Here is a 13,415-nt window from a genome sequence, read left to right as displayed (position 1 = left end):
CCTAACGTTAGCTCGCCGCCTGTTTGAGAATGCGTTGCTTCACGGTTAGCACAATATTGGTAACCTCGGTATGGAGCGGGTGGCGGAACAGATAGAGGCCACCTAACCATGCGGCTACAAAGCAGATGCCTGTTAATAGCAGGGACCAAAACTCATTCCATGTGGCCGTGATACCGCTGAACTGGATCGCTACGATTGTTGCGATACAGAGCAAGGTGACACCGCCACTTTGTACAAACATGGGTTTAAAGTCGGCGAGGGTAACTGACATACATTTGCCCAGTTCGCGATAGAGAATAATGGCACGAATCGCCTTTTCAGCAACAAACGCCGCGGCGACTGCATACAAGCTGATCTGCGCTGTGATGATAAGTAAAATGATGGTGATGATCAGATAGAAGGTGTGCAGCTGAGCAACTTTCCCTGTTTTACCTTGGGTCACTAAAATTCGCTCTGTCAGCGTAATACTGAAATAGATCATCGCCGCCAATGACGCGAGCTGCAGTAATGGTGCAGAAGCGGTCCATTGATCACCGAAAAGGAACAATACGACTTCATCGGACATTAAAATGAAGAAGCTAAAGAATGGCCATGCGACGGCGGTAAGCGCTGTTGTCGAATAGAAAAATACGCCCTTCAGGTCTCCATCGCTATGCTTAATTTGCGCGAAATATGGCTGTATGACTTGCAGCATCCCCTGATACACCAGATCGGTAAACATGCTAGTGGTTGCCAGACCTTTACCGAGTAAAGCGACGGCTTGTGCATCAATTGCTTTACCAACAATGATCTCAGGTGCCGAGCGGGTTAGGTGGTTAGCGATATATGACCAGCTCATTTTCCAGCCAAAAGAGATAACCGCAGGAATGGATCTAAAACCGGGAAGCCAGGGAATGATGGCAGGTCTAAAGAAGATGAGTAGCGCAATCGTGGTTGCGGTGCCTGAGATAGCGGCCCATCCCAAACTCATATAACTAAAGCCAAGATAAGCTAGGCTGATGGAGACGGTACAGTTAACGACTGTAGAGCTGACCTCAACCAGCATTAACTTTTGAAACTGCATCTCACGCTTTAATACTGAGAGTGTCAGTGTGCCAAAAGGAATGAGCAAAAAGTTAATTAGCAGCAGCGAAATAACATCCTCGATTTCTGGTCGGCCGTAATAGCTGGCGATCGGTCCTTTGAGGAAGTAGAAGAGCGCAACAAGGGAGTAACAGATCGATAACGATATCGTAAAGGCGGATGCCAACTTCGATTTGGTGAGATCTTTTTCGAGGATAATATAATCTGAAATACCGAAATCGCGAATGACTTGCCCGATAGCGAGCAGAGCAACTGCGATAGAGAATATCCCGATCTCTTCTGGCGTTAATAAACGAGCCAGCACAATCACAGAAACAAAATTTAATGAGATTACTAAGTAGCGCGAAGCGAAGGACCACGCGAAGCTCATCCTAAGTTTGTTGGTCACCAGTTGTTCCTGTTCTGTGGGTAGGTTTTAGCAGATAATATTACAGTATGGCGCTTGCATCATTAATGAACCATTAAATGTGATGAGATATTCGCGCTGCTCGGTCTAATTATTTGATGTCTAAGGTGATTAGTCGCGGCAATCGGGTAGCGCGTTGAGCATTATTTACCGGTTAGCGATGGCGGTAACTACGCACTTGCACGTTATCTATGGACACTAGAAACGTGCAGAATGGCGCAGTAGTACGATTACTCTTCCAGCTCAGGGATTGGGGTGGGTTTACCTTCGCTATCAATTGCGACAAATTTAAAAATCGCTTCTGTCACTTTCTCGCGGTGCCCGATGCGTCCACGTCGCACCCATGCTTCAACATGGATATTCATTGATGTGCGGCCGACGGACTCGACTTCGGTATAAACACCTAAGATATCCCCAATCTTAACGGGGCGGATGAAGCTCATGCTGTCTAGCGCGACGGTTACCACGCGGCATTGAGCGCGCTCTCCGGCGCAGATACCGGCTGCCATATCCATCTGTGACAATACCCAGCCACCAAAAATATCGCCCGCCGGGTTTGTGTCTGCGGGCATAGCTACGGTGCGGGTTGTCAGGCGCCCTTGTGGTTGTTCACTCATACATCACCTCCAGTGCTTAAGCGCTCATCATGCCTTTTCCCGTTTTAGCTGAAAAGGCAACACTGTTTTTCGCACCGATTCATTTTAACTCTGTCACACTAGGGGTAATGAGCTTATAGGGAAGATTTATGGGTCTGAAAAAGCGTCTTAAGGGGCTACTGGGTGATGATCTGGTAGATGATCTGCACGGTCAGGTTAAAGATGTGCTGGAGCACGGGTTAGATCGTCATGTGCGTATTGCTGTGACGGGCATGAGCCGCAGTGGAAAAACGGTGTTTATTACCGCACTCACTCAGCACCTGTTGGCATCTGACAAGGGAGAGTCGTTGCCATTTTTTGCGCTATCAAGTAGCGACCAAATTATCAGTGTAAAGCTGTTGCCTGTGGATAAAGACCACGCGTTTCCATTACAAACGGCGGTGCAAAACCTTGCGGCAGAGCCGCCCACATGGCCAGCGTCCACAACGGGTCTGTCAGAAGTCCGTTTGGCGATACGCTACCGGCCCGCGAGCCGTTTGCAGCGTTTAGTCAGTGATATAGCAACGTTGTATGTCGATATTATCGATTACCCCGGAGAGTGGCTGCTCGATCTGCCGTTGCTGCATAAGTCCTTCGAGCAGTGGTGCAGTGAGCAGCGGGAGCTCTTTGCCTTGGCGCCGCGCGCCGCTCTGGCAGCTGATTGGCTGGCGGCTCAAGCGGCAATCGATTGGTCGCAGCCGGTCGATCAGGCGCAACTGAGTATTTTGAATCGTGAATACGTTAAGTTGCTCCACCTCTTTCGTAGTGAGCAGTACGGCATGAGTGTCATTCAGCCCGGGCGGGCGGTGCTGCCTGCTGAGTTAGAGAACGACACACTCATCGAGCTATTTCCGCTGATAGCGGCGAAACCGGCTGAGACACTTGAGGATAACAGTGGCTATCGTGTTATGGAGCAGCGTTATCTTGATTACCGTGAGCAGGTCGTTAAGCGCTTTTATCGCGAGCATTTTGCCCGTTTCGATCGCCAAGTGGTGCTTGTGGATTGTTTGAAAACGTTAAACAAGGGACAGCAATGTTTTGATGATATGCGCTTGGCAGTCACGGATGTGTTGCAAAGCTTCAATTATGGCCCATCTGGGTTTTTACGGCGCTTGTTGAGTCCGCGTATCGATAAGGTTCTCTTTGCATCGACCAAAGCTGATCATGTAACAGCGAATCAGCACCACAACCTCGATCGCTTTCTTGAACTAATTATCGCGGATGCTCGACGGGAGATGCAGTTTGAAGGGATAGAGACCACCTGTATGGCGTTGGCATCGGTGCGCTCTACCGAAGCGGCTGAAGCGGTGTTAGATGGCCAAACGATCTCGTGCTTGAAGGGTTACAAGAAAGCGACTGGTGAGCCCGTGGCACTATTTCCAGGCGAGGTGCCTATTGAGCTACCCACAGAGAAAGACTGGCACAGTCAGCGCTTTCGCTTTGTTGATTTTGCGCCGCGTAAGCTACCAATGCAGCAACTACGGCCTGAGCACCATATTCGCCTCGATCAGGCGATCGAGTATCTATTAGGAGATCTGTTTTAATGTCGGACAAAAAGCAATGGCAAGCCCCTGTTGATATCCCGCTTGATCAGGTCGATCATCAACCAGCGCAGGATGAGTCGTTTGCTCACGCGCGCGAAGTGCCTGTGGAGCAAGCGGTATCGGTCACTGAAGAAGCTCCCAAGGTGGAGCGTGAACCTGCCGCACGAGTGCGGAAATCGCGTTGGCGTAAAGTGTTTGCGTTGTCGGCAGGTGTCGTCCTCTTTGCTGCCGTTGTGAGCGAAGTGAACCGCTTGGTTGATTGGGCATTTTCGCTCCATATGACGGTGGGTTATGTGGCGGTTGCTGTTGTGACGACGGCGGTTGTCAGTGCGGGCATGTGGCTATTACAAGGGATGCGAGGGTTGCGGCAGTTAAAAGCGCGTGAGGATATTCGGGCACGCGCACAGCAAATGACAGAAGGCCAAGGTGAGGCCATCCAGTTGATCAAAACGATCGAAGCTCACTATCAAGATAATACTCGGGGCGCTAAGCAGGAGTTTCTTGCAGCAGTCCACCAACTTGATAGCGCTTACAATGACAAAGAGGTTGTGCGTTATCTATCAGCACACGGGCTGGCGCAACAAGATGAGGCCGCAAAACGCTGTATTCAGCGCTATAGCGTCCACTCGGGGGTCTTGGTCGCCGTTAGCCCCTTTGCCACCTTTGATATGTGGCTGGTGGGATGGCGTAACTTGAGAATGCTCCGCGAGCTTGCGGAAATTTACGGTATCTCTGCGGGGGCAACCGCGCAGTGGCAGTTGCTCAAAGGCGTACTGCACAACATCGCGTTTGCAGGTTTGAGCGAAGTCACAATACACGCCGGGACTCACGTGTTGGGTGGGTCATTGAGCGGTGCGGTATCTGCACGTATTGGACAAGGTATTGGTGCGGGGTTATTCACAGCTCGATCGGGTTTGCATGCGATGCGATTGTGCCGACCATTACCGGATGATGGACATGTGAAGTTAGATCTATCCACAATATCGGCAGCGATACAGCAAGACCTCAATAGGAAAAGTGGATAAACCTTGTGTATATGCTGGGAATAATGTGTATAAGCGCAATGGGCCTCGTTAAGTATCCGTTATCAATAGAGTAAAATGTTGATAATTATTTAACGCTGTTTTGTGAATAATAACAGATATGATCTTAGTTATCCCCGTTTTTCCATAGGTTATGCACGTAGTTTGACTGAGTTATTAACAGTCTGAGGCATGCATTTATGAAGCTGCTTTGTGAGTAGTTAGGGTAACTGATTGCGGTAACGGTCGATGATGCTTTGTATCTCGCCGTTCGCTATGAGTGCTTTTAACACGCGATCCACTTTTGCTCGAAACTGGTCACGAAAGGGGTAACGAACGGTGTCAGCGCTGTAACCGATGTAGCCCGATTGGCCAATTTGGGTGCCGGTAAAGTGAAGCGTTGTCAGCTTTTTCTCGAGCTCGGGTTGCTCTTTCGTCAGCTGGCCAAGCTCCCATCGCGTAGGGAGCTCTGCATGCATAAAGCAGTCGGCTCGGTTTAGTAACATCATATGGATAGCACTGCGTGCACCAGAAACTTCGATATGGGTCATATGGTTAGTGGCGATGCTCTGTAGAAAGTCTGGTGTGAGTAGATAGCCCTTGTTGGCCGTAATGCGTTTGCGCTTAAAGTCTTGCGGCCAGATGAGTGTCTGGGTACCGCTCACGCGGCTGGAATCGCACATCAAGACCACATGCTCGGTTAAGATGGGGATGGAGTACGCACCAATATAGGGTCGCTCTTTTGGGAAGTAGTAGGGGGGGAAGATCGCGAGAGCTCGGCTATTTTTAATCTCGGCCAGGCCCCGCCGCCAAGGCATCATCATGATATCGATATCATACTCTGGTAACTGAGCGAACACCTTTGTGAGTACGTCGACATAGATACCGCTTGGTTTACCCTCGTCTAAAAAGGAGAAGGGTGGGTAACTTTGATCTCCAATAACCGTTATCTTGGTGGGTGCGCCTGCGGCCACAGCGTTAGCCCAGAGCAGTAGGCTAATGAGCGTTAGTCTAGCTGCGTGTCTCATCATTGGAGGCAGACTCTTCTGTTTGTGTTGTCGCCGCTTGTTTTGCTTGCCAAGCGTTTAACTCAGCGTAATAGGTGTCCCAGACGCATGGCTCGCAGCCTGACTCGCAACACTCATAATCGCCAGGTGGTGTGGGGCGCTCGGGGTTACTCATGTTATACCTCGTTACATCGTATTATGATTTAAGTCTAAACCGATTTTTGTAAGTCTCAACTGCTCGCCGTGCATTCCTTACCCAGAGGGTGAGCAGCAGCGATGCCGTTGAGCCATCACAGGAGGATCTATTATGACGCGTTTAGCCATCAGTTTTCTCTTAGCTTTTGGGTTGATCGGGTGTTCATCCGTGCCTAAGTCGGTGGACGTTGAGCAAACTCAGCCGCTGGTGAGCTACATAGAGGCGCAATCGCTAACCCAGCCCTCGCAGGGTGTCATGGCGCGCTGGGGTGGTACGATCGCTGCAGTTACGAACCTTGCCGAGCACACTGTGATCGAGGTGGTGCACTTTGAGCTAGATAGTTCGGCCTATCCGAATAAGGGATCTGACCAGAGTGCGGGCCGTTTCAAAGCCTATGTGAACGGTTTTCTCGACAGTGAAATTTATAAACCGGGCCGTTCGATTACGATTCTTGGCACGGTGTCAGCTCCCGAGACCGATAAAATAGGCGAGTACACGTATCGATTTCCGGTATTAAAACAGACTAAAGTTCATCTTTGGCCGGAGAAAACGCCTCAAATAGAGCCGGTGTACAGAACCCCGTTTATTCTGCACACACCCATTTACTATCGGTACTAAGCGGCTTGGTCTGAATCTTCTGACCTTCGCAAACGTCGCATATTACTACAACGCATATCGAGCGAGACTGACATGACATTTGAGAGTGCCTTAACGTTTTTTGTAGCGATTTTCATCTTTGGCATTACGCCAGGGCCGGGTATTTTTGCTATTCTCGCGCGAGCGCTGGTGTTAGGAGGGCGCTCTTGCTTTTGGCTCTCGTTTGGCATGGTGATCAGCGATATCTGCTACCTAATCTTCGCGTGTTTAGGCTTGGCAGCGATAGCAGAGCACTGGGGCGAGCTGTTTACCGTCATTCGGTGGGCGGGTGCGGCATACTTATGCTATCTGGGCTGGAAGCTGTGGACCACGCCACTTGATACCGAAGGTGAGGCGAGTAGCACCGCGGTACCTGGGCGTACCGGCAGTTTCGTGCAGGGATTCTTAATCTCGGCGTCCAACCCAAAGGTGATTCTGTTCTATATTGCGTTTTTGCCAACTTTTATGGACCTAAACGCGCTGGTGTTTAGTGATATTGTGCTCGCATCTGTACTGACGCTGGTGGCATTGATGATGGGGCTAACCCTTGTGGCTGGATTTGCGTCTATGGCCAGACGTCAGTTTAGCTCCCCTGTTGCTATGCGCCGTTTGAATCGCTCAGCGGGGTCGTTGATGATTGGCGCGGGTGCTTATTTAGCAACCCGCTCCAGTTAATGTGTTATGAGTCACTGTTAATTAGACAAGCTTGGTGGCGATATCGATCTCGCCCTCAAGTGTTCTGTGTACGGGGCAGCGGTCTGCGATCTCGAGTAGCCGCTGTCTTTCTGCTTCTGTTAGCTCGCCGCTCAGTCTGATTTCACGAACAAACTGATCGATCTTACCGCTTGTTTGTTCGCACTGGTCGCAATCGGTAGCGTGAATTTTGTCGTGCTTAATATCCACCTCGACGTGTTCTAATGCGATCTTCTTACGGCCCGCATACATACGAATTGTCATTGCGGTGCAGGCGCCTAGCCCCGCAGATACCAATTGGTAGGGCGTTGGGCCTAGGTAATGGCCACCGTAGCTGGCTGGTTCGTCGGCGATCAAGTGGTGGCCCGATACACTGATATCTTGTGTGAAGCTGGTTGGGTCTGCTTCGCTAACGCGGGTTACACCTTCGGGAGCATCCATGAGCTTAGGCAGTGTTTGGATATCGATGTAGCGCTGCACCCATGTTGAGATCATCTCGGCGGCATACTCTGCGTCAGCTGCTTTGGTGAGCAGATGGTCGGCATCATCTAATGTAATAAAGCTTTTCGGGTGGTGCGCTTGCTGGAAGAGTGTTGCGGCGTTATCGACCGTAACTGTTGTATCCAGCGGAGCGTGCATGATTAGCAGCGCTTTGCGCAGTTTCTCTACCTTTTCACTCAGGGACTGAGCGGAGATATCGTCCACAAAGCCGCGCTTAATCTTAAAGGTGCGTCCCGCCAGATCAACATCGGCTTCACCTTGCTCACAGATCTGTGGCAAATCTGCTGAGAAATTGTGCAGCACGTGGTCTGGGGATGCCGGTGCATTGAGCGTAACAACAGCTTTGGCTTCAGGAATAGCGTCGGCGGCGGCTAATATCGCAGCGCCCCCTAAAGAGTGGCCAATGAGCAGCTGTGGTGCTTGAAAATCGTTGCGCAGTAGGTCTGCTGCCAAGATCAAGTCGTGGATATTTGAGCTGAAATTGGTATTAGCAAACTCGCCATCAGAGTGCCCAAGCCCCGTAAAATCAAAGCGCAACACGGCAATCCCCAATGAGGCTAAACGACGTGCTATGCGTCGTGCTGCGGGAATATCTTTAGAGCAGGTAAAGCAGTGTGCAAAAAGCGCGAATGCAGCGGGTGTGCCGCTGGGGAGGTCTAGTCGAGCGGCAAGGGTAGAGCCATCATGTCCTGTAAACTCAAGGCGTTGCGTCTTCATCGTCTTCCTCACAGATTGAACTCGGATGAGAGGCAGTATTGACGATGCCCAAACGCAACACCAGTAAGAATTTGCTATCGAGGTGATAGTTTATTTAGTGAGCAGCTTCTCTTTTAAAGAGTTTGCTGCCCAGCGTCACCAAAGTGACGGCGACTGCACCTGCCGCAATACCAAAGAGTGCCTCTAGCAGAGTCGGCACTAAAAAGCTCAGTACGCTGCCAATGCCCTCAATGCCCGCAGCATAAGTGCCTGCCGCCTCTATCGCATGGTGCACCACCGCAATGCCATGGCTAAGAATACCGCCACCCACCATAAACATGGCGGCTGTACCAACAACCGCTAGCGTTTTCATTAGCCAAGGAGCGGCGACTAATATCTTTTCGCCCACGGCTTTTTTAAACGCGCTCGATTGTTGGGTGAGGTAAAGTCCTAGGTCATCTAGCTTGACGATGCCGGCAACAAGCCCATAAACACCAATGGTGATCAGTAGCGCAATACCCACCAGTACTGAAAACTGTGTCACTAAGCTTGCGCCAGCCACGGTACCTAGCGTGATGACGATAATCTCAGCCGAGAGAATAAAATCGGTGCGAATGGCCCCTTTGATCTTCTGCTCTTCAAACGCAACAAGGTCCACTTGTTGATCGTGAAAGGCCGCCTTGAGCGCCGCTTTTTCGGTCTCTTCGTCTTCGTGAAGGTATTTGTGAGCGAGCTTTTCGACGCCCTCAAAGCAAAGAAATAAGCCACCTAGCATTAGTAATGGCATGATCAGCCACGGGATAAAATAGCTAATCGCGAGCGCGCCTGGCACCAGAATCGCTTTGTTCTTGAGCGACCCCTTTGCGACCGCCCAAACGACCGGTAATTCGCGTTCGGCTCTAACACCGGACACTTGCTCCGCGTTGAGGGCCAAATCGTCACCGAGTACCCCGGCTGTCTTGCGTGCCGCAACCTTAGTCATGGCTGCAACGTCGTCTAGCAGCGTGGCAATATCATCAAGTAGAGCGAGTAAGCTAGCACCAGCCATGACTTTCCTTCCTTAAATATAAACAGCGCGTCACATTAGCACAGGGCTATGAACCCTGTATTACTTGCGCGGTGTTGGGTTAGTAACCTTTCTTGAGTTCTTCTGATGTTAAGTTCACAACGCCATCAATGAGTTGGTTAATGACAGGTGTAGCTATTTGGCGCTGTACCCGAGGATAGCGCGGCTGGGCACGGTCGTTCAGGGTGGGGAAATGCCAGCCTTGGGTATGGTTGAGAAACTCCAGCGCAAAAGCGGCACTGATCTCATGGCAGCCAGCAAGGATCACATCAGCATAGCTAAGCACAATGGGGTTTTGAGGGCAGGGTGCGGTGATCGCATCGGTATGATAGATCCAAATATTGCCCTGCGGCAGAGGCGCTTCGGAGAGTGATGTTAAACGCGAAAGAGGCACTGCGCTGCGTTGATAGCCTTGCTCACGATGATCAAACGCCGGTAACTCTGACTCCGCTACCTCGACGATAACGCCGTTGCAGTGTGCCGAAGCTTTAGGCACAACGGCCACCGAACTCATGCCAAACTCATCACTCATCACCGACCAATGGCGCTCGTAACCGGCCACGCGAGCTGGCCAGCTTTGGCCTGTCTCACCCGTGGCTGAGCGGCTAATGCCATTGATCAAGCTGCCATAGCCAAAGATATAATGCCTGCTCATTCCTACCTACCCAATTGATGATAAACGGCTATTGTAACCTGCTCTTGGATATCGCGTACAAGCCAGCAGCGGAGTTGGCTTCGCTTTTAATACTAACCTCGTTACTATATGGGCTTCGCAAAACGACCTATTCGAGCTACCTCACGACTTTATGCGGCAACTTCTTCTCAGCGCTGACCAGTTTTGGTCGAGCTTACCCAAATTACATAAACTGCTCTCATCCGTACTGGCAATCATGGTGTTCTTACTGCTGCTTCTGTCATCACAGACCGCGGAGCGTAATGTGCGATTGCCCCTGCAGATTAGCGAAGCTGAGTTTGGTGATATCACAACGGATAGCAGCCAGCGTGCACGCCTAGCCGATTACGAATATGAGATTGCCAAGGGCGATGTGCTCAGTGGTATTTTTGATACCTTAAGAATCCCGCAAAAAACCATGTACGAGATCTTGGAAACGGATCTTGCGGTACTTGCGCTGGATACGTTGAAACCCGGTAATAAGCTGAGTTTTTGGCTAGATCCTGCCAGCCGTGAGCTGAGCAAGCTTGAGATTGAGTTTAGTTTGGCGCATCGCGTGACTTATGTGCGTGCGCCGGGCAAGGGGTTTGAGTACAACGTCACCATTTTACCGGGCGACTGGCAAGAGGAGGTCTTGAGTGGCGAGGTGCGGGGCAGCTTTTACCTGTCAGCCAAGCGCAGTGGCTTAACCGCGGGCGATATCATGTCTATCTCGGCGCTGTTCAAGAATAAGCTCAACTTTAATAAAGGCTTTCGAGCAGGCGATCAGTTTCAGGTTGTGCGTGCAAAGCAGATGGTCGATGGACAAGAGACCGGCGAAACGCGGGTCGAAGCTGTGCGCATACTCAACCGTAAGCGCGAGCTTACCGCATTCCTCTATAAAGATAGTTACTACGACGAGACGGGAACGGGCCTAGAGCGCGCATTTTCACGCTATCCGTTGAAGAAGCGTTATCGTATCTCTTCTCCCTTCAATCCTAAACGCCGCCATCCGGTAACGCGCTTAATACGTCCTCACAATGGCACTGACTTCGCTACCCCGATTGGAACACCGATCTATTCGACGGGCGATGGTGTAGTGATTGAGTCCAAACGCCACCCTTATGCTGGGATCTACATCAAGATCCGCCACGGTCAGAAATATAAAACCCGTTATCTGCACCTCAGTAAGTCTTATGTACGCAAAGGGCAAACGGTTTCTCGTGGCCAGAAAATTGCGCTATCAGGTAATACAGGCCGCTCAACAGGCCCGCATCTACACTATGAGCTGCATATCAATAATCGTCCTGTGAATGCGATGTCTGCTGATATCCCAATCATGACTGAAATTGAAGGAAGAGAGCGTAAACCTTTCAAAGCGAAGGTGGCTAAGGCGCTCGCACTGATGAAAGCCGACGCAAGCTGATATTTTAATAAGCTTAGAAAAGCTGCCAAAAATGGCAGCTTTTTTGTTTAGATTGTCGGATATGTCAGCTTTTGCTTTGTGCCAATCATAGCTACGCTACTCGATATATTCTTTATCTTTTAAAATCAAAGTCTTACTGGCTTTGTAAAAGTTGGTATATCGCTTGCTATCTACTGAGTAACTCACACAGTTATGAAAGGAGTAGAGCCATGGGTAGTGCACATGATGAAAGCGGCGTAGAAGTGATCGGTATTGTGCCATCGGTATTGATGGTTTTGGTCGGGCTACTCGTTGCTATCTTTCCAGCGATTATGCAGTTGGTGTTGCTGTCTAATTAAACACCGAAGTCTCCTACCAACTCTTTTAGCCGGGCTTGCTCGGCTTTTTTGGTTTTGAGAGTAACGAAAGTGACATTGTCTACGCAAGCGGCGCATGTTTGCCAACGAAGTTGAGCGCGAAGTGAAGAGTTAAGTGCGAAGTAAGATCTTATCGGAAAACAATGATTGGTGCAGATGGGGAGACTCGAACTCCCACGCCCGTGAAGGCACTAGCACCTGAAGCTAGCGTGTCTACCAATTCCACCACATCTGCGTTTGCGCATGCTTGAGCGGCTGCGCTGAATTCTTTCAAGTCGCACCGGATACGTGATTGTATCTTGGTGCAGATGGGGAGACTCGAACTCCCACGCCCGTGAAGGCACTAGCACCTGAAGCTAGCGTGTCTACCAATTCCACCACATCTGCTCGAAAGAGGGCAGCATTATATAGAGCGCCTTTTTGTTTGTGAAGCACTTCAAATAAAAAAATAGCACGCTAGATAGCGTGCCATTTTGGGGTGTTTGGGTGGGCTAAACTATTGGCCGAGACAGTCAACGAATTGCTGGCTGAACTGGGTTAGAAACGTGATATACGCGCCCTTTTCAGCGCTCACATCCTGCCCCAATGGGTCTAGCTCTGCCGTTTTAATCGGGTTGCTACCGATGATGGAGCGCACTAGTGCGTCGCTGAACTGTGGCTCACTAAAGATGCAAACCGCTTCACTGGCAGCGATCTTGTCGCGCAGTTGCGCAAGATGTTTGGCACCAGGTTTGCGGCTTGGATTCACGGTGAAGTTATCGATCTGCTTTAAGTTATAGTGGCCAATAAAGTGCTGATAGGCATCGTGGAATGTGATGAAACCTTGACCGCTAAGTGGGTTCAATTGGCGTTGTAGTTGGCGGTCAACGGCGATCAGGCGTGCAGCGAAATCGTCGTAGTTGCTGTTCAGTTGCGCTGTATATTCCGGCTTAATCGCGATGACTTGGTCACGCAGCTTTTCTGCTGCAGCCAGTGCATTGAAGGGGTCTAGCCAGATGTGTGGGTCTACGCCACCATGGTCGTGACCTTCGTGACCTTCGTGACCTTCGTGACCTTCGTGACCTTCGTGACCTTCGTGACCTTCGTGACCTTCGTGACCTTCGTGACCTTCGTGACCTTCGTGACCATCTTCACCTGCGTGCTGTTGCGCGTGCAGTCTGGCCTGATCATCCAGCAACATGAGCTTTGTCGCGTTGGATTGGCTGATTGGCTTTGTTAAAAACTGCTCCAGCTCAGGCCCCACCCAAACGACAAGGTCGGCATCATGAATTTTACGGGTATCGGATGGGCGCAGTGAATAAGCATGGGGAGAAGCGCCGGGTGGGATGAGTACCTCAGGCTTCGCAATACCATCAAGAACTTCGGCTGCGATGAGCTGTAAAGGCGTTATACTAGCCACAACGCGAACCTCAGCGGCCGCGAAAGGCGCAGAGAGTAGAAGAAAAATAGGGAAAAAAAGTTTTCTAAACATCGCAACTGTTTCCTAAATAATTAGT

At 50.5% G+C, this 13,415-nt stretch carries 14 protein-coding genes and 2 tRNA genes; 6 read left to right on the top strand and 10 right to left on the bottom strand.

The window, feature by feature from the left end; translation table 11 throughout:
• Positions 1-7 precede the first annotated feature (7 nt).
• Together E4L36_RS10795 and E4L36_RS10790 are read right to left on the bottom strand one after the other, a co-directional pair.
• Positions 8-1,471, bottom strand: a complete 1,464-nt coding sequence (locus tag E4L36_RS10795; protein ID WP_127693468.1) for a lipopolysaccharide biosynthesis protein — start codon at positions 1,469-1,471, stop codon at positions 8-10.
• 248 nt (positions 1,472-1,719) lie between these two features.
• Complete coding sequence (locus E4L36_RS10790; RefSeq protein WP_136680614.1) at positions 1,720-2,106, bottom strand: acyl-CoA thioesterase; 387 nt, start codon at positions 2,104-2,106, stop codon at positions 1,720-1,722.
• Positions 2,107-2,234: 128 nt separating this feature from the next.
• On the opposite strand from E4L36_RS10790, the gene E4L36_RS10785 reads away from it, so the two are divergent.
• On the top strand, positions 2,235-3,668 hold the full coding sequence (locus tag E4L36_RS10785; RefSeq protein WP_136680613.1) for a YcjX family protein: 1,434 nt from the start codon (positions 2,235-2,237) through the stop codon (positions 3,666-3,668).
• Positions 3,668-4,693 (top strand): TIGR01620 family protein, encoded by a 1,026-nt coding sequence (locus E4L36_RS10780; protein WP_136680612.1) that lies wholly within the window; start codon positions 3,668-3,670, stop codon positions 4,691-4,693. Before E4L36_RS10785 ends, E4L36_RS10780 begins: the two co-directional genes overlap by 1 nt.
• Before the next feature lie 218 nt (positions 4,694-4,911).
• Here the strand turns inward: E4L36_RS10780 and E4L36_RS10775 are convergent, their stop codons facing one another.
• Together E4L36_RS10775 and E4L36_RS10770 are read right to left on the bottom strand one after the other, a co-directional pair.
• Positions 4,912-5,721: a transporter substrate-binding domain-containing protein gene (locus tag E4L36_RS10775; protein ID WP_136680611.1), complete on the bottom strand. Its 810-nt coding sequence runs from the start codon at positions 5,719-5,721 to the stop codon at positions 4,912-4,914.
• Positions 5,702-5,872 carry an oxidoreductase-like domain-containing protein gene (locus tag E4L36_RS10770; RefSeq protein WP_136680610.1) on the bottom strand — a complete coding sequence of 57 codons (171 nt, stop codon included), beginning with the start codon at positions 5,870-5,872 and terminating at the stop codon, positions 5,702-5,704. Before E4L36_RS10770 ends, E4L36_RS10775 begins: the two co-directional genes overlap by 20 nt.
• A gap of 132 nt (positions 5,873-6,004) precedes the next feature.
• Between E4L36_RS10770 and E4L36_RS10765 the strand changes: the two genes are divergently transcribed.
• Both E4L36_RS10765 and E4L36_RS10760 read left to right on the top strand, forming a co-directional pair.
• Positions 6,005-6,511, top strand: coding sequence for a Slp family lipoprotein (locus tag E4L36_RS10765; protein WP_136680609.1), 507 nt, complete (start codon positions 6,005-6,007; stop codon positions 6,509-6,511).
• Between the two features lie 72 nt (positions 6,512-6,583).
• Positions 6,584-7,204 (top strand): LysE family translocator, encoded by a 621-nt coding sequence (locus tag E4L36_RS10760; RefSeq protein ID WP_136680608.1) that lies wholly within the window; start codon positions 6,584-6,586, stop codon positions 7,202-7,204.
• Positions 7,205-7,225: 21 nt separating this feature from the next.
• On the opposite strand, the gene E4L36_RS10755 is transcribed toward E4L36_RS10760, so the two are convergent.
• From E4L36_RS10755 to E4L36_RS10745, 3 genes are all read right to left on the bottom strand, one after another.
• Positions 7,226-8,440: a bifunctional alpha/beta hydrolase/OsmC family protein gene (locus tag E4L36_RS10755; RefSeq protein ID WP_136680607.1), complete on the bottom strand. Its 1,215-nt coding sequence runs from the start codon at positions 8,438-8,440 to the stop codon at positions 7,226-7,228.
• 94 nt (positions 8,441-8,534) lie between these two features.
• Positions 8,535-9,467, bottom strand: a complete 933-nt coding sequence (locus tag E4L36_RS10750; protein WP_136680606.1) for a DUF808 domain-containing protein — start codon at positions 9,465-9,467, stop codon at positions 8,535-8,537.
• Positions 9,468-9,546: 79 nt separating this feature from the next.
• A complete protein-coding gene (locus E4L36_RS10745) occupies positions 9,547-10,140 on the bottom strand; it encodes a gamma-glutamylcyclotransferase family protein (protein WP_136680605.1) in 594 nt (197 codons plus the stop codon).
• A gap of 151 nt (positions 10,141-10,291) precedes the next feature.
• On the opposite strand from E4L36_RS10745, the gene E4L36_RS10740 reads away from it, so the two are divergent.
• Positions 10,292-11,563 carry a peptidoglycan DD-metalloendopeptidase family protein gene (locus E4L36_RS10740; RefSeq protein ID WP_136680604.1) on the top strand — a complete coding sequence of 424 codons (1,272 nt, stop codon included), beginning with the start codon at positions 10,292-10,294 and terminating at the stop codon, positions 11,561-11,563.
• Positions 11,564-11,772: 209 nt separating this feature from the next.
• Positions 11,773-11,901: a hypothetical protein gene (locus E4L36_RS18070; RefSeq protein WP_276317499.1), complete on the top strand. Its 129-nt coding sequence runs from the start codon at positions 11,773-11,775 to the stop codon at positions 11,899-11,901.
• 166 nt (positions 11,902-12,067) lie between these two features.
• Here the strand turns inward: E4L36_RS18070 and E4L36_RS10735 are convergent.
• From E4L36_RS10735 to znuA, 3 genes are all read right to left on the bottom strand, one after another.
• Positions 12,068-12,154 (bottom strand) — tRNA-Leu (locus E4L36_RS10735).
• Between the two features lie 65 nt (positions 12,155-12,219).
• Positions 12,220-12,306, bottom strand: a tRNA-Leu gene (locus tag E4L36_RS10730).
• A gap of 109 nt (positions 12,307-12,415) precedes the next feature.
• Positions 12,416-13,390 (bottom strand): zinc ABC transporter substrate-binding protein ZnuA, encoded by a 975-nt coding sequence (znuA, locus tag E4L36_RS10725; protein WP_136680603.1) that lies wholly within the window; start codon positions 13,388-13,390, stop codon positions 12,416-12,418.
• Positions 13,391-13,415 lie beyond the last annotated feature (25 nt).

The sequence above is a fragment of the Neptunomonas sp. XY-337 genome (assembly GCF_004959845.1).
Taxonomy (GTDB): Bacteria; Pseudomonadota; Gammaproteobacteria; order Pseudomonadales; family Balneatricaceae; genus Neptunomonas; species Neptunomonas marina.
This window is presented reverse-complemented; position numbering and strand designations above follow the sequence as displayed.

Coding starts and splice junctions, on each gene's coding strand:
- E4L36_RS10790 (WP_136680614.1), bottom strand. CDS start 2,106: ATGAGTGAACAACCACAAGGGCGCCTGACAACCCGCACCGTAGCTATG.
- E4L36_RS10785 (WP_136680613.1), top strand. CDS start 2,235: ATGGGTCTGAAAAAGCGTCTTAAGGGGCTACTGGGTGATGATCTGGTA.
- E4L36_RS10780 (WP_136680612.1), top strand. CDS start 3,668: ATGTCGGACAAAAAGCAATGGCAAGCCCCTGTTGATATCCCGCTTGAT.
- E4L36_RS10775 (WP_136680611.1), bottom strand. CDS start 5,721: ATGATGAGACACGCAGCTAGACTAACGCTCATTAGCCTACTGCTCTGG.
- E4L36_RS10770 (WP_136680610.1), bottom strand. CDS start 5,872: ATGAGTAACCCCGAGCGCCCCACACCACCTGGCGATTATGAGTGTTGC.
- E4L36_RS10765 (WP_136680609.1), top strand. CDS start 6,005: ATGACGCGTTTAGCCATCAGTTTTCTCTTAGCTTTTGGGTTGATCGGG.
- E4L36_RS10760 (WP_136680608.1), top strand. CDS start 6,584: ATGACATTTGAGAGTGCCTTAACGTTTTTTGTAGCGATTTTCATCTTT.
- E4L36_RS10755 (WP_136680607.1), bottom strand. CDS start 8,440: ATGAAGACGCAACGCCTTGAGTTTACAGGACATGATGGCTCTACCCTT.
- E4L36_RS10750 (WP_136680606.1), bottom strand. CDS start 9,467: ATGGCTGGTGCTAGCTTACTCGCTCTACTTGATGATATTGCCACGCTG.
- E4L36_RS10745 (WP_136680605.1), bottom strand. CDS start 10,140: ATGAGCAGGCATTATATCTTTGGCTATGGCAGCTTGATCAATGGCATT.
- E4L36_RS10740 (WP_136680604.1), top strand. CDS start 10,292: ATGCGGCAACTTCTTCTCAGCGCTGACCAGTTTTGGTCGAGCTTACCC.
- E4L36_RS18070 (WP_276317499.1), top strand. CDS start 11,773: ATGGGTAGTGCACATGATGAAAGCGGCGTAGAAGTGATCGGTATTGTG.
- znuA (WP_136680603.1), bottom strand. CDS start 13,390: ATGTTTAGAAAACTTTTTTTCCCTATTTTTCTTCTACTCTCTGCGCCT.